Origin of the sequence: Streptomyces sp. 184, from assembly GCF_045781775.1 — a bacterium.
Taxonomy (GTDB): Bacteria; Actinomycetota; Actinomycetes; order Streptomycetales; family Streptomycetaceae; genus Streptomyces.
In genome coordinates, this window is the sequence record NZ_CP123230.1 from 5101604 (window position 1) to 5124173 (window position 22570).

17 protein-coding genes are annotated in these 22570 nt (G+C 70.6%); 5 read left to right on the forward strand and 12 right to left on the reverse strand.

Annotated features, from left to right (window positions below):
• Positions 1 to 84: 84 nt before the first annotated feature.
• The 8 genes from prcA to QBL21_RS21535 form a co-directional block, all read right to left on the reverse strand.
• On the reverse strand, positions 85 to 939 hold the full coding sequence (prcA, locus tag QBL21_RS21500; protein ID WP_407563854.1) for a proteasome subunit alpha: 855 nt from the start codon (positions 937 to 939) through the stop codon (positions 85 to 87).
• Positions 940 to 992: 53 nt separating this feature from the next.
• The gene (gene prcB / locus QBL21_RS21505; RefSeq protein ID WP_407563855.1) at positions 993 to 1838 is read right to left on the reverse strand and encodes a proteasome subunit beta; all 846 of its coding nucleotides are present in this window, start codon (positions 1836 to 1838) and stop codon (positions 993 to 995) included.
• A gap of 128 nt (positions 1839 to 1966) precedes the next feature.
• Positions 1967 to 2185 (reverse strand): ubiquitin-like protein Pup, encoded by a 219-nt coding sequence (locus QBL21_RS21510; protein WP_018836875.1) that lies wholly within the window; start codon positions 2183 to 2185, stop codon positions 1967 to 1969.
• A gap of 161 nt (positions 2186 to 2346) precedes the next feature.
• Positions 2347 to 3858, reverse strand: coding sequence for a depupylase/deamidase Dop (dop, locus tag QBL21_RS21515; RefSeq protein WP_407563856.1), 1512 nt, complete (start codon positions 3856 to 3858; stop codon positions 2347 to 2349).
• Positions 3859 to 4102: 244 nt separating this feature from the next.
• On the reverse strand, positions 4103 to 5869 hold the full coding sequence (gene arc, locus QBL21_RS21520; protein WP_407563857.1) for a proteasome ATPase: 1767 nt from the start codon (positions 5867 to 5869) through the stop codon (positions 4103 to 4105).
• A 292-nt stretch (positions 5870 to 6161) separates the two neighbouring features.
• Complete coding sequence (locus QBL21_RS21525) at positions 6162 to 6737, reverse strand: hypothetical protein (RefSeq protein WP_407563858.1); 576 nt, start codon at positions 6735 to 6737, stop codon at positions 6162 to 6164.
• 99 nt (positions 6738 to 6836) lie between these two features.
• The gene (locus tag QBL21_RS21530) at positions 6837 to 7742 is read right to left on the reverse strand and encodes a tRNA (adenine-N1)-methyltransferase (protein ID WP_407563859.1); all 906 of its coding nucleotides are present in this window, start codon (positions 7740 to 7742) and stop codon (positions 6837 to 6839) included.
• Positions 7743 to 7769: 27 nt separating this feature from the next.
• Positions 7770 to 8939, reverse strand: a complete 1170-nt coding sequence (locus tag QBL21_RS21535; protein WP_407563860.1) for a site-2 protease family protein — start codon at positions 8937 to 8939, stop codon at positions 7770 to 7772.
• 103 nt (positions 8940 to 9042) lie between these two features.
• Between QBL21_RS21535 and QBL21_RS21540 the strand changes: the two genes are divergently transcribed.
• Together QBL21_RS21540 and QBL21_RS21545 are read left to right on the forward strand one after the other, a co-directional pair.
• Complete coding sequence (locus tag QBL21_RS21540; RefSeq protein ID WP_407563861.1) at positions 9043 to 10107, forward strand: RecB family exonuclease; 1065 nt, start codon at positions 9043 to 9045, stop codon at positions 10105 to 10107.
• Between the two features lie 32 nt (positions 10108 to 10139).
• A complete protein-coding gene (locus tag QBL21_RS21545; RefSeq protein WP_027746322.1) occupies positions 10140 to 10811 on the forward strand; it encodes a response regulator transcription factor in 672 nt (223 codons plus the stop codon).
• 71 nt (positions 10812 to 10882) lie between these two features.
• Here the strand turns inward: QBL21_RS21545 and QBL21_RS21550 are convergent, their stop codons facing one another.
• The 4 genes from QBL21_RS21550 to metH form a co-directional block, all read right to left on the reverse strand.
• Positions 10883 to 12484: an ABC transporter substrate-binding protein gene (locus tag QBL21_RS21550; protein ID WP_407563862.1), complete on the reverse strand. Its 1602-nt coding sequence runs from the start codon at positions 12482 to 12484 to the stop codon at positions 10883 to 10885.
• 59 nt (positions 12485 to 12543) lie between these two features.
• Positions 12544 to 14148 (reverse strand): ABC transporter substrate-binding protein, encoded by a 1605-nt coding sequence (locus tag QBL21_RS21555; RefSeq protein ID WP_407563863.1) that lies wholly within the window; start codon positions 14146 to 14148, stop codon positions 12544 to 12546.
• 340 nt (positions 14149 to 14488) lie between these two features.
• Positions 14489 to 15223, reverse strand: coding sequence for an HAD family hydrolase (locus QBL21_RS21560; RefSeq protein WP_407563864.1), 735 nt, complete (start codon positions 15221 to 15223; stop codon positions 14489 to 14491).
• 178 nt (positions 15224 to 15401) lie between these two features.
• Positions 15402 to 18935 (reverse strand): methionine synthase, encoded by a 3534-nt coding sequence (gene metH / locus QBL21_RS21565; RefSeq protein ID WP_407563865.1) that lies wholly within the window; start codon positions 18933 to 18935, stop codon positions 15402 to 15404.
• Between the two features lie 258 nt (positions 18936 to 19193).
• Here metH and QBL21_RS21570 point away from each other — a divergent pair, with 258 nt between their 5' ends.
• From QBL21_RS21570 to glpK, 3 genes are all read left to right on the forward strand, one after another.
• Positions 19194 to 19958, forward strand: a complete 765-nt coding sequence (locus QBL21_RS21570; RefSeq protein ID WP_407563866.1) for an IclR family transcriptional regulator — start codon at positions 19194 to 19196, stop codon at positions 19956 to 19958.
• A gap of 198 nt (positions 19959 to 20156) precedes the next feature.
• Complete coding sequence (locus QBL21_RS21575; protein ID WP_407563867.1) at positions 20157 to 20954, forward strand: MIP/aquaporin family protein; 798 nt, start codon at positions 20157 to 20159, stop codon at positions 20952 to 20954.
• Positions 20955 to 21038: 84 nt separating this feature from the next.
• Positions 21039 to 22565, forward strand: coding sequence for a glycerol kinase GlpK (gene glpK / locus QBL21_RS21580; protein ID WP_407563868.1), 1527 nt, complete (start codon positions 21039 to 21041; stop codon positions 22563 to 22565).
• Positions 22566 to 22570: the final 5 nt, after the last annotated feature.

A 22570-nucleotide genomic window follows, 5' to 3' on the forward strand; every position in this document is an offset into this window, starting at 1 on the left:
TGAGGCCGCCGGGCACGGGCCCGGAGCGACGACGGGCGGGCCCGTCGCTGGGCCCGCCCGGTCGATGCCGTACCGCTGCTTCTGCTACTTCTTCTTCCTGCCCGACGCGCCTCCGGGCTTCTTCGCGGCGCCGCCCGCACCGCCCGTACCGTCAGCGCCGTCCGCGGCCGACCCGGTGTCCTCGGCAGGGTCCGCGGTCTCCGCGGTCTCCGCGCCGGACGAGCCCGCCGGGCCGTCGCCGTCCTCCTCCAGCAGCCGGGAGAGCTGCCCGCCGAGGATCCGCCGGAACTTCCGCTGCTGCGGCCTGCCGCGGTCGAGGACCGCGACCTCCAACTGCTTCGACGTCAGCTCCCGCTCGCCGCCGTTGTTGTCCCGCGCCAGCGACTCCGCCGCCAGCTTCACCCCCTCCGCCAGCGTCAGGCCCTCGCGGTGCCGCTGGTCGAGATAGGTGCTGATCTGGTCGGAGTTGCCACCGACCGCGACCGACCCGTGCTCGTCGACGATCGAGCCGTCGTGCGGCAGCCGGAAGATCTGGTCGTCGGCGGGGGTCTCCCCCACCTCCGCGACGATCAGCTCCACCTCGTACGGCTTCTCGGCGCCGCTGGAGAAGATCGTGCCGAGCGTCTGGGCGTAGACGTTGGCGAGACCGCGGGCGGTGACGTCCTCGCGGTCGTACGTGTACCCGCGCAGGTCGGCGTAGCGGACACCGCCGATGCGCAGGTTCTCGAACTCGTTGTACTTGCCGACGGCGGCGAAGGCGATCCTGTCGTAGATCTCACTGACCTTGTGCAGGGCCCGGGACGGGTTCTCGGCGACGAAGAGGATGCCGTCGCTGTACTGAAGCACGACCACGCTGCGCCCGCGCGCGATGCCCTTGCGGGCGTACTCCGCGCGGTCCGCCATGGCCTGCTGGGGTGAGACATAGAACGGTGTCGACACCGGCTTATCCGTCCCTCTCTGCTCGTTGAGAAATCTCGTGGGGCCGCACGCCGTTACAGCACGGCCGCGCGCGGGCCGTCGGGCCGCTCCAGCCTGCCGTCGACCACCGAGCGGGCGATCTCGGAGACCTCGGCCTCGGTGAGCCTGCGGAAGCCCTCGTCGGTGATGGACGTGACGATGGGGAAGATCCGCCGGGTCAGGTCCGGACCGCCGGTGGCGGAGTCGTCGTCCGCGGCGTCGTACAGCGCCTGGACGACGACGGTGGCGGCATCCCGCTCCGTCAGCTCTTCGGTGAACAGCTTCTTCAGCGCACCGCGGGCGAAGACCGACCCGGAGCCCACCGAGGCGAAGCCGCGCTCCTCGGTCCGGCCGCCCGTCACGTCGTACGAGAAGATGCGGCCCTTCTCGCGCGCGGGGTCCCAGCCGGCGAAGAGCGGCAGCACGGCCAGGCCCTGCATCGCCATGCCCAGGTTGGACCGGATCATCGTGGACAGCCGGTTGGCCTTGCCCTCCAGGGAGAGCTGCGCGCCCTCGACCTTCTCGAAGTGCTCCAGCTCCAGTTGGAAGAGGCGCACCATCTCGACCGCGACGCCCGCGGTGCCCGCGATGCCGATGGCCGAGTACTCGTCCGCGGGAAAGACCTTCTCGATGTCGCGCTGAGCGATCATGTTCCCCATCGTGGCGCGCCGGTCGCCGGCGAGCACGACGCCGCCGGGGAAGGTCAGGGCCACGATGGTGGTGCCGTGCGGCGCCTCGACGGCACCCTTCACGGGCGGCAGCTCCCGGTTGCCCGGCAGCGCCGCCGGAGCGTGCTCACCCAGGAAGTCCATGAACGAGGACGAGCCGGGTGTCAGGAAGGCGGCTGGCAGACGCCCGGTGCTCCGAGGGTTGGCTTCCACACGAATCCTTCCGGGTACGGCGGCCCGCCCCCCACGGGCCGAGCCGTTGACTTGCGCTGGGCACGGACCTTACCCGTGCCGCTGCCGGGCGTCCGCCCGGGTGCTGCCCGGACGGACGACCGGGACGGCTACTCGCCGCCCTTTTGCACGAACGAACGTACGAAGTCCTCGGCGTTCTCCTCCAGGACGTCGTCGATCTCGTCGAGAACGGAGTCCACGTCCTCCGACAGCTTCTCCTGTCGTTCCTTCAGGTCCTCGGAGACCTCGGCGTCCTGCGCCTGCTCCTCGACCTCTTCCTGGGAGCGTGTGGCCTTCTGCTGACCACCGCCGGTGTCCTTGGTCGCCATATCCCTCACCCCGCTCGGTGTCGCCCGATGGTCCTGACTGCGTCGCCCTGCAAGATCCGACCCTACAAGCTGGGGCCGACATCGGCCCGGTGCTCTCTCAACGCTCCAAGGCCACCCGGATGATTCCCCTCCGCGCCACCTTTAGCCCGGTCCGTCCCGGATCAGCCGCCCGAGAGGACCCGTACCAGCTCCTCCGCCGTGCGGCAGCGGTCCAGCAGCTCCTTGACGTGGTTGCGGGTACCCCGCAGGGGTTCCAGCGTCGGTACGCGCTGGAGCGAGTCGCGGCCGGGGAGGTCGAAGATGACCGAGTCCCAGGAGGCCGCGGCGACGTCGTCCGCGTACTGCTCCAGGCAGCGGCCGCGGAAGTACGCCCTGGTGTCCTCCGGCGGGTTCTTCACGGCCCGCAGGACGTCCTCCTCGGTCAGGAGGCGCTTGAGTCGCCCGCGGGCCGCCAGCCGGTTGTACAGGCCCTTCTCCGGGCGTACGTCGGCGTACTGGAGGTCGACCAGACCCAGGCGGGCCGCGTCCCACTCCAGGCCGTCGCGGCGGCGGTAGCCCTCCAGCAGCTCCAGCTTCGCCAGCCAGTCCAGCTCCCCGGACAGGCTCATGGGGTCGGCCTCCAGCCGGTTGAGGGTGTCCTCCCAGCGGGTGAGCACGTCCTTGGTCTGGTCGTCCGCGTCCGCGCCGAAGCGCTCCTCGACGTACTTGCGGGCCAGCTCGCAGTACTCCATCTGGAGCTGCACGGCGGTCAGCGTACGGCCGCTGCGCAGCACGACCTGGTGGCGCAGCGAGGGGTCGTGGGAGACCTGGTGCAGCGTGCGCACCGGCTGCTCGACGGCCAGGTCGACGGCGATGAAGTTGTCCTCGATCATCGACAGCACCAGGGCGGTGGTGCCGAGCTTGAGGTACGTGGAGATCTCCGACAGGTTCGCGTCGCCGATGATGACGTGCAGCCTGCGGTACTTCTCGGCGTCGGCGTGCGGCTCGTCGCGGGTGTTGATGATGGGGCGCTTGAGCGTGGTCTCCAGCCCGACCTCGACCTCGAAGTAGTCGGCGCGCTGGCTGAGCTGGAAGCCGTGCTCGTTGCCGTCCTGGCCGATGCCGACGCGGCCGGCGCCGGCGAAGACCTGGCGGGAGACGAAGAAGGGCGTCAGGTGGCGCACGATGTCCGAGAACGGGGTCTCCCGCTTCATCAGGTAGTTCTCGTGGCAGCCGTAGGACGCGCCCTTGTTGTCGGTGTTGTTCTTGTAGAGGTGGATCGGCTGCGCGCCGGGGAGCTGGGCCGCGCGTTCGGCGGCCTCGGCCATGATGCGCTCGCCCGCCTTGTCCCAGAGCACGGCGTCGCGGGGGTTGGTGATCTCCGGGGAGCTGTACTCGGGGTGGGCGTGGTCCACGTAGAGCCGCGCGCCGTTGGTGAGGATGACGTTGGCCAGGCCGATGTCCTCGTCGGTCAACTGGCTGGCGTCGGCGGCCTCGCGGGCGAGGTCGAAGCCGCGGGCGTCCCGCAGCGGGTTCTCCTCCTCGAAGTCCCAGCGGGCGCGCCGCGCCCGGTGCATCGCCGCCGCGTAGGCGTTGACGATCTGGGACGAGGTGAGCATGGCATTGGCGTTCGGATGGCCCGGAACGGAGATTCCGTACTCCGTCTCGATGCCCATTACTCGCCGTACGGTCATGCGGCCCTCCTTGCCCGGTACCGCCCCCGGCCCTGGACGGCACTCAAGTACCGCTGCGTCTGCGGCACGCGTGGTCCCCGCGGCGGCGATACGCTGCGCGACGCGCCGGTACGGAAGAGCCTAGAACGCCTTAGCGGCAGTGGGGAGATCATTACAGTCTTTGCTCCGGTCCGTTTGCACCCGTGGAAATACGTGTCCGGCTGCGGGCGGCCGTGTGGTGCCCCCCGCAGCCGGATCGCCGCATTTACAGGTACTGACCGGTGTTGGCCACCGTGTCGATCGACCGTCCGGTGTCCGCGCCCTGCTTTCCGGTGACGAGCGTGCGGATGAACACGATCCGCTCGCCCTTCTTTCCGGAGATGCGGGCCCAGTCGTCGGGGTTGGTCGTGTTGGGCAGGTCCTCGTTCTCCTTGAACTCGTCGACGCAGGCGGCGAGCAGGTGGGAGACGCGCAGGCCCTTCTGGTTGTGGTCGAGGAACGCCTTGATGGCCATCTTCTTGGCGCGGTCCACGATGTTCTCGATCATCGCGCCGGAGTTGAAGTCCTTGAAGTACAGGACTTCCTTGTCCCCGTTGGCGTACGTGACCTCCAGGAACCTGTTCTCCTCGGACTCCGCGTACATCTGCTCGACGACGGACTGGATCATCGCGTCGACCGTGGCCTCCGGCGAGCCGCCGTGCTCGGTCATGTCCTCGGCGTGCAGCGGCAGGGTCCGGGTCAGGTACTTCGAGAAGATGTCCTTGGCGGCCTCGGCGTCCGGGCGCTCGATCTTGATCTTCACGTCGAGCCGGCCGGGGCGCAGGATCGCGGGGTCGATCATGTCCTCGCGGTTGGATGCGCCGATGACGATGACGTTCTCCAGGCCCTCCACGCCGTCGATCTCGGAGAGGAGCTGCGGGACGATGGTGTTCTCCACGTCCGAGCTGACGCCGGATCCGCGGGTGCGGAAAAGGGAGTCCATCTCGTCGAAGAAGACGATGACGGGCGTGCCCTCGCTGGCCTTCTCCCGGGCCCGCTGGAAGACCAGGCGGATGTGCCGCTCGGTCTCGCCGACGTACTTGTTGAGCAGCTCGGGGCCCTTGATGTTGAGGAAATAGCTCTTGCCCGCGGGGCGGCCGGTGTGTTCCGCGACCTTCTTGGCCAGGGAATTGGCCACCGCCTTGGCGATCAGCGTCTTGCCGCAGCCGGGCGGGCCGTAGAGCAGCACGCCCTTGGGGGGCCGCAGCTCGTGCTCCTTGAAGAGGTCCGGGTGGAGGTACGGCAGCTCGACCGCGTCCCTGATCAGCTCGATCTGGTTGCCCAGGCCGCCGATCTTGGTGTAGTCGATGTCGGGGACCTCTTCGAGGACCAGTTCCTCGACCTCGCTCTTGGGAATGACCTCGTAGACGTACCCGGAGCGGGGCTCCAGGAGCAGGGCGTCGCCGGCGCGGATCGTGGTGTGCAGCAGCGGCTCCGCCAGCCGCACCACCCTCTCCTCGTCGGTGTGCCCCATGACCAGGGCGCGCTCGCCGTCCTCCAGGATCTCCTTCAGGGTGACGATGTCCCCGGAGCGCTCGAACTCCATGGCCTCGACCACGTTCAGCGCCTCGTTGAGCATCAGCTCCTGACCGCGGCGCAGCTCTTCGAGCTCCACGCTGGGGCTGACGTTCACCCGCAGCTTGCGGCCGCCGGTGAAGATGTCGGCCGTGCCGTCCTCGTTCGCCTGGAGGAAGACCCCGAAGCCTGCGGGCGGCTGGGCCAGCCGGTCGACCTCCTCCTTCAGGGCCACGATCTGGTCGCGGGCCTCACGGAGAGTGCTGGCCAGGCGCTCGTTCTGTGCGGACACTCCTGCGAGGTTGGTCTGCAACTCGACGATGCGCTCTTCGAGGATCCTCGTGTGACGCGGCGAGTCGGCGAGCTTTCGTCGCAGGACGGCGATCTCCTGCTCAAGGTAGGCGACCTGACCGGCAGGGTCTTCGGACCCTCGACCCGGCCGGATGCCGCGGTTGGTGTCGTCGTCGTGGGCTGCCACGGTCCTCACCTCCTCCAAGGGGAGCTGGACGCTTCCTGACCCTACCTGGCCGCGTCCCACTTGAAACCCCTAGATCACAAAGACGGTCGGGGTGCATCCGATCTTCACCCGTGCGCCCGTCCTCACGCCAGGCAAATACCCATCCAGCAACATCGGAAAGCAGCCATTTGTTTCCTCTGCAACGCTCAACACCCGCCAAGGGTGCCTGGAATTGCAGCGGAACGACGACTGCCGCCCCGCCGGTTCCGCGTACCGGCGGGGCAGCAGTGCACAGAGAGGGTGGGCGGGCGGCTCAGATCCGGGTGCCGGGGATCGGCTCCGCGGTGAGGCGGAAGCGGTCGTCCTCCCACGTCCAGGTCACGTTGCGCTGCTTGTCCGGCTTGCTGCGGGGGACGTCGGGCGAGGAGTAGCCGAGGAGGGTGGCCGAAATCTCGTTTTCGCGGACAGCGAATTGCCCGACGCTCATCCCCTCGGCGGGGTCGAGCAGGGTCGCGGTCACGCGCGGTGACACTCCGGGCTTCGTGGCGGACACGACGTACATCCCGCTGGGCGGGGAGCCTGCGGCGGCCCGGCAGCGCACGACGGCCACCGTCTCGGCCCGCCCGTCGGCGTCGAAGTCCGCCGAGCCGTGCTTGAAGACCTCCGGCTCGGTGCCCGCGCAGTCCACCGGGTAGTGGGCGGCGCTCGGCTGGGGGCCGGGGGCCGGCCGGCCCCCGTGATCCCCCTTGCCGTCGTTGCCTGCGGCCACGGTCGGGGGCTGGATGAGCGCCGCGAGGGCGACGACGGCGGCCATGGCGGCCGCGGTGGCGATCCAGTGCACCGCGCGGGGGTGCGCGTGCGGGAGGTCGGCGCCGGGCAGAGGCTGCACGGGGGAGGCTCCTGGGAGGGCTGGGAGGGCCGTGGGGAGGCCAGCATGGTGTCACACACCGGCCGCCCGCGGAACGACCCCTGCCGCTTCTGTGCCCCGTCAGTCCGCCGCCGCGGCCCGCTGGCCGCCGGGACCGGTGTAATCCTCCCCGTACGCCCCCTTCGCGGGCCGCCTGCGGCGCAGCGGCGGCTCGACGCCGTCGGCGAGCCTGCGGGCGGTGAGCAGGAAGCCGGTGTGGCCGATCATGCGGTGGTCAGGCCGTACGGCCAGGCCCTCGACGTGCCAGTTGCGCAGCATGGTCTCCCACGCCTGCGGCTCGTTGAAGTTGCCGTGCTCGCGGATGGATTCCACGGTGCGGGCGAGCTGGGTGGTGGTGGCGACGTACGCGCAGACGATGCCGCCGGGCACCAGGGCCTTGGCGACCGCGTCCAGGCACTCCCAGGGCGCGAGCATGTCCAGGACGACGCGGTCGACCTCGGTGTCGGAGAGGTTGTCCTGGAGGTCGCCGACGGTGAGCTGCCAGGCGGGGTGCGGGCCGCCGAAGTAGCGCTCGACGTTCTGCCGGGCGACGTCGGCGAAGTCCGCGCGGCGCTCGTACGAGTGCAGCATGCCGCTGTCGCCGACGGCGCGCAGCAGGAAGCTGGTCAGCGACCCGGAGCCGACGCCCGCCTCGACCACGCGCGCGCCCGGGAAGACGTCGGCGAACGCGAGGATCTGGCCGGCGTCCTTGGGATAGACGACGGCCGCTCCGCGCGGCATGGACAGGACGTAGTCGGGGAGCAGGGGGCGCAGCGCGAGGTACGGGACGTTGCCCGTGGTGCGCACGACGGTTCCCTCGGGGGCGTCGATCAGCTCGTCGTGCGGGAAGGAGCCCTTGTGGGTGTGGAAGGACTTCCCGGCTTCGAGCGTGAACGTGTAGTGGCGGCCCTTGGGGTCGGTGAGCTGTACCTGGTCCCCGACCTGGAAGGGCCCGCGGCGGCGCGCGGCACCGGTCGGCTCGGACATGCCGCTCACCCTACCGGCCCGCGGGGGTCAGGACTGCGGCCGGGCCATGGCGGCGACGAAGGCGCGCTCGACGTCGGAGGTGGCGAGCACCCCGTAGATCTGACCGGTCTCCTCCAGCACGAGGTACTCGCTGTGCGGGCTCTCGCGCAGGTGCTCCAGCAGTTGTTCGCCGGTCAGCTCCGCGGAGAGCTTCATCTCGTCCGTGAGGTCCTGCGAGAGGGAGCTGACGGCCACCCAGGGGCGGCGGTGGGTGGGGGTCTGCGCGATGGCGGCGCCGCGGACGACGCCGGTGGGGTCGCCGCGGCCGTCGACGACCACGAGGGCGCGGGCGCCGGCGGCGTCGGCCCTCCGCAGCGCCTCGGACAGCGGGGTGTCGGCGGTGACGGGCGCCGCCCGGCGGGTGAGGGCGCGGGCGCGCAGCTCGGGCAGCCGCTCGCGCAGCCGGGCCATGCGCAGGCTGTTGCCGGCGCCGGTCCAGATGATCGCGGCGAGGATCGCCGCCAGCAGGGCGTCGGTGACGGTGTCGAAGCTGCCGGGGTCGGAGGCCCGGGAGTGGGTGAACAGCGGGAGCCCGACGAGCGTGGCCACGGCCAGCGCGCGGCCCACCCAGGCGGCGACGACCGTGCCGGTCATGGGCTTGCCGCTGACCTTCCAGACCAGGGCGCGCAGCATCCGGCCGCCGTCCAGCGGCAGGCCGGGCAGCAGGTTGAAGGCGGCCACGATGAGGTTGGAGATCGTCAGCGCCGCGAGCAGCACCGCCGGCACGGTGTCCTGCTCGACGAGTTGGAGGGCGCCGTAGAAGCCGCCGGCGAGCACCAGCGAGAGCAGCGGCCCGGCGAAGGCGAGCCAGAACTCGCGGCCGGGGGTCTCGGACTCCTTCTCGATCTCCGAGACGCCGCCGAAGAACTGCAACTGGATACGGCGTACGGGCAGCTTGTAGTGGATGGCGACGCGGGTGTGGGCCAGCTCGTGGACGAGCACCGAGGCGTAGAACGCGACGGCGAAGAAGAGCGCGATGACGTACCGCAGGGCGCCCAGCTCGGGCAGGACCCGTTCGAGCTGGCCGCCGAAGACCCAGGTGATGAGGGCGGCGACGAGGAACCAGCTCGGGGCGACGTACACGGGCACGCCGAAGGGGCGGCCCATGAGGATGCCGCCGCGGCGGCGGGGCCGATCGCCCTTGCGCTCCTCGCTCACCACTCCCACTCCTGCCCGTTCGCGGCGCCCCATCTCCGGCCCGCCGGTCCGGCCTGCATGGTATGCCGCCGGATGTCGGTGCCGGGCCCTAGGGTCGTACACCATGAGTACCCGCACCGACACCGGGAACCACCCGGCGGACCCCGCCCCGCCGCAGCCGGAAGGGGACGCTTCGCCGGATGCCCCACGGGCCCCGGCGCCGCCCCGCGCGCTGTCTCCCTCCCGCGCGGCGGACTTCATGACCTGCCCGCTGATGTACCGCTTCCGGGTGATCGACAGGCTGCCGGAGAAGCCGCGCGCCGCCGCCGCCCGCGGGACGCTGGTGCACGCGGTGCTGGAGCGGCTCTTCGACGATCCTGCTGCCGAGCGTACGCCGCCGCGGGCGCGGGCGCTGGTCGCGCCGGCGTGGGAGCGGCTGCTCGCGGACCGGCCGGAGCTGGCGGAGCTGTTCACGGACGCGGGCCCGGACGGGGACGCGGCGGGGGCCGCGGACGGGGCCACGGCCGGGGCGGGTGACGCGGCAGGGGACGGCGGGGCCGGCGGGGAGGTCGGCTCGGACGGGGCGGCGGAGCGCCTGGCGGAGTGGCTGGCCGGGGCGGAGCAGCTCGTCGAGCGGTGGTTCACGCTGGAGGACCCGGCGCATCTGGAGCCCGCGGAGCGGGAGCTGTTCGTGGAGACCGTGCTGGCCTCGGGGCTGAAGCTGCGCGGCGTCATCGACCGGGTCGACGTGGCGCCGTCCGGCGAGGTCCGCGTCGTCGACTACAAGACCGGCAAGGCGCCCCCGCCGGAGTACGCCGCGGACGCCCTCTTCCAGATCAAGTTCTACGCGCTGGTGCTGTGGCGGCTGCGCGGCAGCGTCCCGCGCCGGCTCCAGCTCGTCTACCTGGGCAGCGGCGACGTGCTGACGTACGACCCTGACGAGGCCGATCTGCGCGGCGTGGAGCGCAAGGTCCTCGCCCTGTGGGAGGCGATCCGGCGGGCGACGGAGAGCGGCGACTGGCGGCCCAGACCCGGCCGGCTCTGCGGCTGGTGCGACTTCAAGGCCGCCTGCCCGTCCTTCGGCGGCACCCCTCCGCCGTATCCGCTCACGGGCGTCGATCTCGGCCTGCCGCAGCCCCGCCCGGCCCGGGACGGGGACGGCACGCAGGGCAGAATGGACACCGCCTGACAGTTGGGTCCGGCCGAGGAAGAGGAGACCCTGTGGCCATCCGCGTCCTGCTCGTCGACGACCAGCCGCTGCTGCGCACCGGCTTCCGCATGATCCTGGAGGCCGAGCAGGACATCGCCGTCGTCGGCGAGGCCGGCGACGGGCTCCAGGCGCTCGACCAGGTCCGCGCGCTCCAGCCGGACGTGGTGCTGATGGACATCCGGATGCCCCGCATGGACGGCGTGGAGGCCACCCGGCAGATCACCGGCGCGGGCCGGGACGGGCCCGCGAAGGTGCTGGTGCTGACCACCTTCGACCTCGACGAGTACGTGGTGGAGGCGCTGCGCGCCGGGGCCAGCGGCTTCCTCCTGAAGGACGCGCCGGCCGGCGAGCTGGTGCAGGCGATCCGCGTGGTCGCCGCCGGGGACGCGATGCTGGCCCCGAGCATCACCAAGCGGCTGCTCGACAAGTTCGCGACCAAGCTTCCGACCGGCGAGCAGGACGTGCCGGACACCCTGGGCACGCTCACCGAGCGCGAGGTCGAGGTGCTGAAGCTGGTCGCCCGCGGGCTGTCGAACGCGGAGATCGCCGCCGACCTGTTCGTCAGCGAGACGACCGTGAAGACCCATGTCGGCCATGTGCTGACCAAGCTGAGCCTGCGCGACCGGGTGCAGGCCGCGGTGTACGCGTACGAGAGCGGACTGGTGCGCCCCGGCGGGTCATGAACGGACCGGGAGCCCTTCGCCGAAGGGCTCCCGGTCGCCGGGGCGGCACGGAGGTCAGGCCGCGGGAGGGGTCACTCCGCGCCCTTCGAGATCTCCCAGAACCGGAAGACCGTCGAGGCGTCGAGCGTCCACTCCAGGCCGAGGATGTTCTCCCGGGCGGCCGCGTACTGCTTGCCCTGCCACAGCGGTATCACCGGCACCTGGTCGGCGACGATGTCCTGGAGTTCGCCGTAGGTGTCCACCGTGGCCGTACGCTCCGACTGCGCGGCGGTCGCCGGGATCAGCTCGCTGGTGATCCGGCCCGGGTTGTAGTTGTTGGCCAGCACGTTGCCCTCGCCGAAGAACGGCGAGGTGAAGTTGTCCGGGTCCGGGTAGTCCGGCACCCAGCCCTTGACGTAGACGCCGTACTCGCCCTCCTCCACGGCCTTCTCGAACTCCTCCAGCGGCACGGACTCCACGTCCGCGTCGAACAGGCCGCTGGCGTTGAGCTGCTTGGCGATCAGCTCGAAGGACGGCACCGTGCCGGGCCCGTAGCGCTCGGGCGTGGCGTGCAGCGTCACCTGCACCTTCTCGTCGATGCCCGCCTGGCGCAGCACCTGCTCGGCCTTGCCCGCGTCGGGGCGGTCGCCGTAGGTGTCGTAGAAGGCGGTGTTGTGGCCGGTGATGCCGGCCGGGACGATCGAGTACAGCTCCTCGGCGGTGCCCTCGTAGACCTCGCGGACCAGCGCGTTGCGGTCGATGAGGTACGCGAACGCCTTGCGCACCGCGGGGTTGCCGGCGACCGGGTCGTCCATGTTGAAGACCAGGTGCTGCACCTCGGCGCTGGTGCCCTCGACGAGCTGGATCTCCCGGCCGGCGCCGGCCAGGTCCTGGAGCTCGGCGATGTCCTTCATCGCCAGGCCGCGGTAGGCCAGGTCGATGTCGCCGCCCTCCAGGTCCCGCTTCAGCTTGTCGTCGCCGCCGGAGCCGCCGTACAGCCGCAGCGTCATCCCGGAGTTCTGGACCTTGGCGGTGCCCTTGTACCCGGAGTTGACGGAGAACTCGGCCTCCTTGCCCTCCTGGTAGGAGTCCAGCTTGTACGGGCCGGAGCCGACGGCCTTGCCGTCCTCGCGCAGCTTGTCCTGGGGGTAGGACTCGCTGTCCACGATCGACCCGGCGCCGGAGGCGATCTTCATGGGGAAGGTCGCGTCGGGGTAGTCCAGCCGGAACGTCACGGTCAGCTCGTCCGGCGTCTCGATGTTGCCGACGGAGTCGAGCAGGACGGCGGGGCCCGCCGGGTCGTTGATGCCGATGGTGCGCTCGAAGGAGAACTTCACGTCCTCGGACGTGAGTTCGGAGCCGTTGGAGAACTTCAGCCCGTCCTGGAGCTTGCAGGTGTAGACGCGGCTGTCGGCGTCCTCGAAGGTGCACTCCTTCGCGGCCTCGGGTTCGGGTTCCGTGGACCCCTTGGGGAAGCTCAGCAGGGACTGGAAGACGTTGTTGAACACCAGCCAGGAGCCGACGTCGTAGCCCGCGGCGGGGTCGATGGCCGTGACCTTGTCGGTCATTCCCATCACGACCGCGTCACCGGAGCCGGCCCCCGATCCGGAGTCCGAGCCGCAGCCGGCAGCGAGCAGTACGGTGGCCATGGCGGCGCCGAGGGGTGGGGCGAGCCGCTGGACAGCCTTCTTCACGTGTGTGGGTTCCTTCACTCGGGTCGGTTCTTGGCCCGGCGCGGCACCGCCGGTGGCCCCTACTCGCTCAGCCCGCGCCGCAGCTCCCAAAGCTGTAGCGTCGACGACGAGTTGAGCGCCCACTCCGCCCCCGTGACGGTGTCGCGCGCCGCGATGTACTGCTTGCCCTGCCAGAGCGGCAGGTACGGAACGTCACTGGCGAGGACGTCCTGTATCCGCTCGAAGCTGTCCGTCGTGCGTTCCCGCTGCGCTTCCTGGCGGGTCCGCGGGATCAGGTCCTCGATGACGGAGCTTTCGTAGTTGTTGAAGGTGAAGTTCTCCTCGCCGACGAACGGCCCGGTGAACGTGTCGGGGTCGGGGAAGTCGGGATACCAGTGCAGGCCGTAGACGGCGTACCGGTTCTCCGCGTAGCTCTTCTTGTACGTCTCCCAGGTGTCGCCCTTGATGGTGGCCTTGAACAGGCCGGAGCTGTTGAGCTGGTCGCGCAGCTCCTCGAACTCGGCCTTCGTCGTCTCGCCGTAGTGGTCCGTGGTGTAGTTCAGGGTCAGCTCGACGGGCGTCTCGACGCCCGCCTCCCGCAGCAGTTCGCGGGCGCTGTCGGCGTCCGGGCGGTCGCCGTAGGCGTCGTGGAAAGCGGTGTTGTGGCCGATGATGCCGCGCGGGATCATCGCGAACAGCGGGTCGACGGTGCGCTGGTAGACGTCGCGGGCGAGCTTCGTCCGGTCGATCACCTCGGCCGTCGCCCGGCGTACGGCCCGGTCCTCGACGGTCGGGTTCCGCACGTCGAAGACGAGGTAGGCGATCTCCGCGCCGGGGGTCTCGAAGAGGCTGACGTCGCCGTCGTTGTCCTCGTCGAGGCGGTTGATCTGCTCCGGCTTCAGGCTGCGGCCCATCACGTCGATGTCGCCGTCGGAGATGGCCTCCTCCATGCTCCCGGAGCTGTCGAAGTAGCGGACCTCGACCGCGTCGTTCTGCGGCTCGACCTCGCCCTTGTAGTCGCCGTTGCCCGTGTAGACGGCCTTGGTGGCGACGTCGTCGTCGTGCTCCACCTTCAGGCTGTACGGGCCGGAGCCGGCGATCTCGAAGCCCTTGTACAGCTTGTCCTTCTCGTAGACCTCGCTGTCGACGATGGCCGCGGCGGGGGTGGCGAGCTTGAGGGGGAACGTCGCGTCCGGCGTCCTGAGGTGGAAGACCACGGTCAGCTCGTCGGGGGTCTCGACCGTGTCGACGTTGGCGAGCAGCGGGAACGGGCCGTTGGGGTTCTTGATCTTCAGCATCCGCTCGATGGAGAACTTGACGTCCTCGGCCGTGAGGTCGTGGCCGTTGGTGAACGTCAGCCCCTCGCGGAGCGTGCAGCGGTACTGCTCGCTGAGCCGGTCGGCGAAGACGCAGCTCTCGGCGGCGTCGGGCTCGGGCTCCGAGCCCGTACGCGGCATCCGCATGAGCGTCTGGAAGGTGTTCTGGAGGACGTTCCAGGAGTTGATGTCGTACGCCGTGGCCGGATCGAGGGGGGCGGGGTTCTCCTTCGTCAGCTCCAGCCGGTCGGTCGTGCCCACCACGATCGCGTCGCCGTCTTTGCCGGAGTCCCCCACCACGCCGCAGGAGGCAAGAACCGGGGCGAGCACGCCCAGCAGTGCGGGCAGCACCAGCGACTTACGAATCATGGTCGACTTTCTCCCTCGGGCGTCCCCGGAGAGATTAGCCGGAGCACCCAGCCGCGCTGGGCCGCAGGGAAGTTGAGAAGGAATCACGCGCCGATTACGCCCGGCGTCCTTCCGATAACCGGACGCGGGAACAATGGCCGCGAACCCGAATCAAACCGGGCACAGGGAGGCACGTCAGGGAAGCCTCAGCACCCCTCCAGCACAGTCCCGCACACCTGTCGAGAGCTGTGCACGTGAGAAAGCTCACCACGTCGAATCCGCGCCTTCATGCAGCAATGAGGTAACGGCTTTCGTCACGCAAAATACATGAACCGCTGCGCGGAGTTCCTTTCCCGCTTTCTCACTGGAGGCGGTCGACTACGGAGCGGAGAAAAGGGAGATCGACTTCCGTGAGGGAAGGCACGAGGTGCCGTCCCGGAGCGGGCTCGATCGGCGCCACCGACGGCACCGCGACGACGGCGCAGCCGGCCGCCTCCGCGGCCGTCACGCCGGTGAGGGTGTCCTCGATGACGGCGCAGCGCCGCGGGTCGGCGCCCAGGGCCGCCGCGGCGTGCAGGTACGGATCCGGGTGCGGCTTCGTCCGCGCGATCTCGTCGCCGGCCACCGAGAGGTGGAACTCGTGGCCCAGCGAGCGCAGCACCCGGTCGATGATCCGCCGGTGCGAGGCGGAGACGAGGGCCGTGGGCACGTCGTGGGCTGCGAGTTCGGTGAGCAGCCGCCGGGCCCCCGGCATCAGCGGCACGTGGCCGTCGATCAGCTCCTCGAAGCGGGTGTTCAGGCGGGTGGTCAGCTCGGGCAGGGCGATGTCGGCACCGGTGGTGGCGATGAGGTACGCGGCGCTGCGCGACATGGGGCCGCCCACGACGACCCGGCGCTGCTCCTCGTTCAGCTCGTGGCCGAACTCGGCGAAGACCGAGACCTCGGCGGCCCACCAGAAGCCCTCGGTGTCGACCAGGGTGCCGTCCATGTCGAGCAGTACGGCCTGCGGGGTCGTACCGCGGACGGAGCGCACGCGGCGTGCCGGGGCGGTGCCCTGGGCCGTTCGGGTGCCTTCAGCGGGGATGCTGCTGGTCATCCGCTCACCTCCCTCGAAGGGGCGCAAAGGCCGGCCGCCAGAGGCGACCGGCCTGTTCCGGACCGACCAGTGTATGCCGACTGTCCGAAAAGCGCCCGCGGAGACCGTTCGGGGCGCTTTTCGGACGCGGCCGGGACCGGGTACGGGCCCGGCACCGGGTACGGCCGGTGGGCGGCGCTCAGCGCGCGTTGAAGTACTTCGCCTCGGGGTGGTGGATGACGATCGCGTCCGTGGACTGCTCCGGGTGGAGCTGGAACTCCTCGGAGAGCTGCACCCCGATCCGCTCCGGCCCCAGCAGATCGGCGATCTTCGCCCGGTCCTCCAGGTCCGGGCAGGCGCCGTAGCCGAGCGAGAACCGGGCGCCGCGGTACTTCAGCGAGAACATGTCCTCGATCTCCGCCGGGTCCTCGCCGCCGTAGCCCAGCTCGGCGCGTACCCGCGCGTGCCAGTACTCCGCCAGCGCCTCGGCGAGCTGCACGGAGAGCCCGTGCAGCTCCAGGTACTCGCGGTAGGAGTCGGCCGCGAACAGCTCGGCGGCGGCGTCGCCGATCCTGGAGCCGACGGTGACGATCTGGAACCCGACGACGTCCGTCTCGCCGGAGTCCTCCGGCCGGAAGAAGTCCGCCAGGCACAGCCGCCGGCCGCGCCGCTGCCGCGGGAAGGTGAAGCGGGTGCGCTCGCTGCCGTCGTCGCCGAGGACGATGAGGTCGTCGCCCTTGGAGACGCAGGGGAAGTAGCCGTAGACGACGGCCGCCTCCAGCAGGTTGCCGGTCTGGAGCCGGTCCAGCAGCCCGCGCAGCCGCGGCCGGCCCTCGGTGGCGACCAGGTCCTCGTACGACGGGCCGTCGCCCGCGCGCGACGCCTTCAGCCCCCACTGGCCCTTGAACAGCGCGCCCTCGTCCAGCCAGGAGGCGTAGTCGGCCTGCTGGATGCCCTTGACGACCCGGGTGCCCCAGAACGGCGGGGTGGGCACGGGGTTGTCGGTGGCCACGTCGGAGCGGGCGGAGGCGCCCTCCTCCTCGGTGGCGGGCACGGGGGCGGCGGTGGCGCGTACCCGGCGGGGGCGCAGCTCGGGCAGCTCGGCGCCGGGGACGCCGCGCTTGACGCCGATCAGGGCGTCCATGAGCCGCAGCCCCTCGAAGGCGTCGCGGGCGTAGCGGACCTCGCCCTCGTAGACCTCGTGCAGGTCCTGTTCGACGTACGCGCGGGTGAGCGCGGCGCCGCCGAGGATCACCGGGTAGCGGGAGGCCAGCCGGCGCTGGTTCAGCTCCTCCAGGTTCTCCTTCATGATCACCGTGGACTTCACCAGCAGCCCGGACATCCCGATCACATCGGCCGCGTGTTCCTCGGCGGCCTCCAGGATGGCCGAAACCGGCTGTTTGATGCCGAGGTTGACCACGTTGTAGCCGTTGTTGGACAGGATGATGTCGACAAGGTTCTTGCCGATGTCGTGCACGTCGCCGCGGACGGTGGCCAGCACGATCGTGCCCTTGCCCGAGTCGTCCTCGACCTTCTCCATGTGCGGCTCCAGATAGGCCACCGCGGTCTTCATCACCTCGGCGGACTGGAGCACGAACGGGAGCTGCATCTGCCCCGAGCCGAACAGCTCGCCGACCGTCTTCATGCCGTCCAGCAGCGTGTCGTTGACGATGTCCAGGGCCGGCCGCTCGGCGAGCGCGGAGTCGAGGTCGGCCTCCAGGCCGTTCTTCTCGCCGTCGATGATCCGCCGCTTCAGCCGCTCCTCCAGCGGCAGCGCGGCCAGCTCCTCGGCCCTGCCCGCCTTCATCGACTTGGTGTCGACGCCCTCGAACAGCTCCAGCAGACGCTGGAGCGGGTCGTACGCGGGCTCGTCGCCCTGCGCCGGCCGGCGGCGGTCGTAGATCAGGTCCAGGCAGACCTGGGCCTGCTCGTCCTCCAGCCGGGCGATCGGCAGGATCTTGCTGGCGTGCACGATCGCGGAGTCGAGGCCGGCCTTCACGCACTCGTCGAGGAAGACGGAGTTGAGCACGACCCGCGCGGCCGGGTTGAGGCCGAAGGAGATGTTCGACAGGCCGAGCGTGGTCTGCACGTCGGGGTGGCGGCGCTTGAGTTCGCGGATGGCCTCGATGGTGGCGCTGCCGTCGCCGCGGGACTCCTCCTGGCCGGTGCAGATGGTGAACGTCAGGCAGTCGATGAGGATGTCGGACTCGTGGATGCCCCAGTTGCCGGTGAGGTCCTCGATCAGCCGCTCGGCGATGGCGACCTTGTGCTCGGCGGTGCGCGCCTGGCCCTCCTCGTCGATGGTCAGGGCCATCAGGGCGGCGCCGTGCTCGCGGGCGAGCGCCGCGACGCGGGCGAAGCGCGACTCGGGGCCGTCGCCGTCCTCGTAGTTGACGGAGTTGATGACGGCCCGGCCGCCGAGCTTCTCCAGCCCGGCGCGGAGCACGTCGATCTCGGTGGAGTCCAGCACGAGGGGCAGCGTGGAGGCGGTGGCGAACCGGCCCGCCAGCTCGGCCATGTCGGCGGCGCCGTCGCGGCCGACGTAGTCGACGCACAGGTCGAGCATGTGGGCGCCCTCGCGGATCTGGTCGCGGGCCATCTCCACACAGTCGTCCCAGCGGCCTTCGAGCATGGCGGTGCGGAACTTCTTCGAGCCGTTGGCGTTGGTGCGCTCGCCGATCGCCAGGTACGAGGTGTCCTGGCGGAACGGCACCGTCTGGTACAGCGACGCGGCCCCCGGCTCGGGCCGGGGCGTGCGCTGGGCCGGCTCCAGGTCCCGTACCCGCTCGACCAACTGCCGCAGGTGCTCGGGGGTGGTGCCGCAGCAGCCGCCGACCAGGGAGAGTCCGTACTCGTTGACGAACGTCTCCTGGGCGTCGGCGAGTTCGCCCGCGGTGAGGGGGTAGTGGGCGCCGTCCTTGCCGAGGACCGGGAGGCCGGCGTTGGGCATGCAGGACAGCGGCACCCGGGAGTGCCGGGCGAGGTAGCGCAGGTGCTCGCTCATCTCGGCCGGGCCGGTGGCGCAGTTCAGCCCGATCATGTCGATGCCCAGCGGCTCCAGCGCGGTGAGCGCGGCGCCGATCTCGCTGCCGAGCAGCATGGCGCCGGTGGTCTCGACGGTCACCGAGCAGATCAGCGGCAGGTCCACGCCGGTGGCGGTCAGCGCCCGGCGGGCGCCGAGGACGGCGGACTTGGTCTGGAGCAGGTCCTGGGTGGTCTCGACGAGCAGCGCGTCGGCGCCGCCGGCGATCATGCCCTCGGCGTTCTCCTGGTAGGCGTCGCGCAGGGTGTCGTACGCGATGTGGCCGAGGGTCGGCAGCTTGGTGCCGGGGCCCATGGAGCCGAGGACCCAGCGCTGCCGGCCGTCGCCCGCGGTGTGCGCGTCGGCGGACTCGCGGGCGATGCGCACACCGGACTCGGACAGCTCGAAGATCCGGTGCGCGATGTCGTACTCGCCCAGGGCGGCGTGGTTGGCGCCGAAGGTGTTGGTCTCCACGCAGTCGACGCCGGCCGCGAAGTACTCGTCGTGCACGGAGCGCACGATGTCGGGGCGGGTGACGTTCAGGATCTCGTTGCAGCCTTCGAGCTGCTCGAAGTCCGCCAGCGTGGGGTCCTGCGCCTGGAGCATCGTGCCCATGGCGCCGTCGGCCACCACCACGCGGGTGGCGAGGGCCTCGCGGAGAGCGTCGGCGCGGGTCTGCTGGCTGGCGGGCTGGGGCGGCTGCGAGGCCATGGGGATACTCCCTCGTGTGCGACGGCTGTCGGCTATGCGCGGCCCGCGAGGACCGGCGCACGGGCCAAGGGTATCGGCCGGAGCCGGTGCGGTGCGGGGTGTCCCACGACCCGGACGGTGCGGGTTTGCGGGGTTTTCCGGCAGACCCGTGCCCGATCGGCGCTTCCGGGGTCTTCCCGGACCGTCCCCCCGGGGCGTGACGATGACCCATACTGTTCAGCATTGTCGAACTGCCGGTCTCGTTGAGGAGGATCTTCCGTGGCACGGAACATCCAGTCGCTCGAGCGAGCGGCTGCGGTGCTGCGCCTGCTGGCCGGAGGAGAGCGGCGCCTGGGCCTGTCCGACGTCGCCTCGACCCTGGGCCTGGCCAAGGGCACGGCGCACGGCATCCTGCGCACGCTCCAGCAGGAGGGCTTCGTCGAGCAGGACCCGGTCTCCGGCCGGTACCAGCTCGGCGCCGAGCTGCTGCGCCTGGGCAACAGCTTTCTCGACGTGCACGAGCTGCGCGCCCGCGCCCTGCCCTGGACCGACGACCTGGCCCGCGCCAGCGGCGAGAGCGTGCACCTCGGCGTCCTGCACCACCAGGGCGTGCTCATCGTCCACCACGTCTTCCGGCCCGACGACAGCCGGCAGGTGCTGGAGATAGGGGCCATGCAGCCGCTGCACAGCACGGCGCTGGGCAAGGTCCTGTGCGCCGTGGACCCGGTGGCGCACGCGGAGGCCGCGGAGAGCGACCGCAAGGCGCTCACCCCGGCCACGGTCACCGAGGCGGCCGACTTCGAAGCGGTCCTGGAGCTGACCCGGGCCCGCGGGTGGGGCTCGGACTTTGAGGAGACCTGGGACGGCATCGCCTCGGTCGCCGCACCCGTACGCGACCGCCGCGGCATGCCCGTGGGCGCCGTGGGCGTGACCGGGGCGGTGGAGCGCGTCTGCCCCGGTGGCGAGCTGCGGTCCGAGCTGGTGGCGGCCGTGCGCGACTGCGCCCGGGCGGTGGCCCGGGACCTGGGCGCCGGGCGGTTCTGAGCCGGGCGGCGTCCCCCGTTCGGCCGATTCCCCGATTCCCCCGTTTTCCCGTCACCGGGCCTTGACGTGCCTGTTACGTGGCGGAACACTGCCGTGCACCGGTCGGCATTGTCGAACGCCTGACGACATTTTTGACGTATGGTGTGACGCGCGGACCGGATTCCTTGAACGGACCAGCCAGGACAAAGGAGTCGCAGGATGGACCCGTCCAATTGGGACATATTCTCTGGCGAGGTACTGGGGACTGCCTTGCTGATCGTTCTCGGTGGCGGCGTGGTCGCCGCCATCACCTTCAAGAAGTCCAAGGCATTCCAAGCGGGCTGGGTCGCGGTCGCCTTCGGCTGGGGTCTTGCGGTCCTCACCGGTGCCTACGCCGTCGCCGGCGTCTCCGGCGCCCACCTCAACCCCGCGGTGACCCTCGGCCTCGCGATCAAGGGCGACACCGACTGGGGCGACGTGCCGCTGTACTTCGCCTCCGAGATGCTCGGCGCCATCATCGGCGCCGTCTTCGTGTGGCTCGCCTACTACGGCCAGTTCCACCACCACCTGACCGACAGGGAAGTCGTCGGCCCTCGGCAGACGGCGGACGACAAGGCGATCGAGGCCAGTGAGAAGGGGGCGGGCCCGGTGCTCGGCATCTTCTCCACCGGCCCCGAGATCCGCAACGTCGTGCAGAACGTGATGACGGAGATCATCGCCACCTTCGTCCTGGTCATCGCGATCCTCACCCAGGGCCTCAACGACGAGGGCAACGGGCTCGGCCCCCTCGGCGTGCTGATCACCGCGCTCGTCGTCGTCAGCATCGGCCTCTCGCTCGGTGGTCCCACCGGGTACGCGATCAACCCCGCGCGCGACCTCGGGCCGCGCATCGTCCACGCCCTGCTGCCGCTGCCCAACAAGGGCGGCTCGGACTGGACCTACGCGTGGATCCCCGTCGTCGGCCCGCTCATCGGCGGCGCCGCGGCCGGCGGACTCTACCAGGCCGTCTTCGCCTAGCCGGCACGTCCCGCCCGCCCGCCGGGCGGGACGGCGCAGGTCGCCACCTCGACTCCCGCCGAACCAACGACGTATCGGAGCGACATGACCGACGCACACACCACAGGCCCGTTCATTGCGGCTATCGATCAGGGGACGACTTCGAGCCGGTGCATTGTGTTCGACACCGATGGCCGGATCGTGTCGGTGGATCAGAAGGAACACGAGCAGATCTTTCCCAAGCCGGGGTGGGTGGAGCACAACGCCACGGAGATCTGGCGCAATGTCCAGCAGGTCGTCGACGGCGCGGTCGCCAAGGCCGGGATCACCAGCGCCGACGTCAAGGCCATCGGCATCACCAACCAGCGTGAGACGACCCTGCTGTGGGACAAGAACACCGGTGAACCCGTCGCCAACGCCATCGTGTGGCAGGACACCCGCACCGCGGAACTGTGCCGCAAACTCGGCGGCACCCAGGGCCAGGACCGCTTCCGCGCCGCCACCGGCCTGCCCCTGGCCTCCTACTTCGCCGGCCCCAAAATCCGCTGGCTCCTGGACAACACCCCCGGCCTGCGTGCCCGCGCCGAAGCCGGCGACATCCTCTTCGGCACCATGGACTCCTGGGTCATCTGGAACCTCACCGGCGGACCCGGCCGCGGCGTCCACGTCACCGACGTCACCAACGCCTCCCGCACCATGCTCATGAACCTGCACACCCTCGACTGGGACACCGACATCCTGGCCGCGATGGACGTCCCCGCCGCGGTCCTGCCCGAGATCCGCTCCTCCGCCGAGGTCTACGGCCGCGCCACCTCCGGCACCCTGACCGGCATCCCCGTCGCCTCCGCACTCGGCGACCAGCAGGCCGCCCTGTTCGGGCAGACCTGCTACGCCCAGGGCGAGGCCAAGTCCACCTACGGCACCGGCACGTTCCTGCTGATGAACACCGCCGGTGAACCCGTCCACTCCGAGAACGGTCTGGTCACCACCGTCGGTTACCGCATCGGCGACCAGCCCGCCGTCTACGCGCTGGAAGGCTCCATCGCCGTCACCGGCGCCCTGGTGCAGTGGATGCGCGATCAGATGGGCATCATCTCCACCGCCGCCGAGATCGAGACCCTCGCGCTGAGCGTCGAGGACAACGGCGGCGCCTACTTCGTGCCCGCCTTCTCCGGCCTGTTCGCCCCCTACTGGCGCGACGACGCCCGCGGTGTGATCGCCGGCCTGACGCGGTACGTCACCAAAGCCCACATCGCCCGCGCTGTCCTGGAAGCCACCGCCTGGCAGACCCGCGAGATCGTCGATGCCATGACCAAGGACTCCGGCGTCGAACTGGCCGCGCTGAAGGTCGACGGCGGCATGACCGCGAACAACCTCCTCATGCAGACCCTCGCCGACGTCCTGGACGCCCCCGTCGTCCGCCCCCTCGTCGCGGAGACCACGTGTCTGGGCGCCGCCTACGCCGCGGGGCTGGCCGTCGGGTTCTGGCCGGACACCGACACCCTGCGCGCCAACTGGCGCCGCGCCGCCGAATGGACCCCCCGCATGGACAACGAAACCCGCGACCGCGAATACCACAACTGGCTCAAAGCAGTCCAACGCACCATGGGCTGGATCGAGGACGAGGAGTAGCGACG